At 49.5% G+C, this 740-nt stretch carries 1 protein-coding gene and 1 pseudogene; one reads left to right on the top strand and one right to left on the bottom strand.

Annotated elements, in window-relative coordinates; translation table 11 throughout:
* Positions 1–181: pseudogene (locus HX884_RS27095) on the top strand (hypothetical protein); the annotation flags it as partial.
* Here the strand turns inward: HX884_RS27095 and silE are convergent.
* Positions 168–599, bottom strand: a complete 432-nt coding sequence (silE, locus tag HX884_RS26690) for a silver-binding protein SilE (RefSeq protein WP_000790485.1) — start codon at positions 597–599, stop codon at positions 168–170. The pseudogene HX884_RS27095 and the gene silE sit on opposite strands and share 14 nt — an antisense overlap.
* Positions 600–740 lie beyond the last annotated feature (141 nt).

The raw sequence follows: 740 nt of genomic DNA, 5'->3' as shown, positions 1-740 counted from the left end.
AATCAGCGAGTCAGCTTGGGAAGAAATGACCTGCTTATTCGCACCTTCCTTAACTGTAGCAGAATCTGATAAAAATGCCCCCTGTAGGGGGCAAAGATGTTGCCATATATCCGGTTACGGAAAAATCTATCAAGGAAATAAGGACAGCACAGATACTTCCCTCGCCGTCAGCCTGCACTGAGCATGCGACGATGCGCTTCGGCCATGGCCTGATGTGGGCCAGACTGACCGTTATTCATAAATTCATGGGCAACTGCAGCTCTTTCATGCTCATTCATTGCCGCTAATGACTTCGACGGCCCGGTAGGGGAAACGGTCTGACTTCCCATCATCCTCTGATGACTTTCCACCATTTTCTGGTGCGCATCCGCCGACCCGTTCGTCATGGTTTCATGAGCAATAATGGCCTGTTCATGCTGGTCCATACCGGCCATACGAGGTGCAGTCCCCTGGATCCCGACAGGAGCCGCAGCAGACTGCATCTGGTGAGCAGGTGCCTGTGCATTGTTGACCCGCTCATGGATATTCACGGTTTCAGTGGCCCAGGCCGAAGAAATTAAGCCAAAGCCCAGCAAGGATGCTAATACGATATTTTTCATGATAACTCTCCATTTCTTAATTAGTGATGTCCGGGGGAGTACAACCGGTGTTTTCAGTTCCATAACTGAAACAGGTTCGGAAGTGTTTATCCGACATTCCGCAGCTAATTTAGGAATAAACTACCTCATAGAGTCTACCGA

Source organism: Enterobacter sp. SECR19-1250 (assembly GCF_013391025.1).
GTDB classification, from domain to species: Bacteria; Pseudomonadota; Gammaproteobacteria; order Enterobacterales; family Enterobacteriaceae; genus Enterobacter; species Enterobacter cloacae.
The sequence above is the reverse complement of the archived record's forward strand: the minus strand, read 5'-3'. Positions and strand labels throughout refer to the sequence as shown.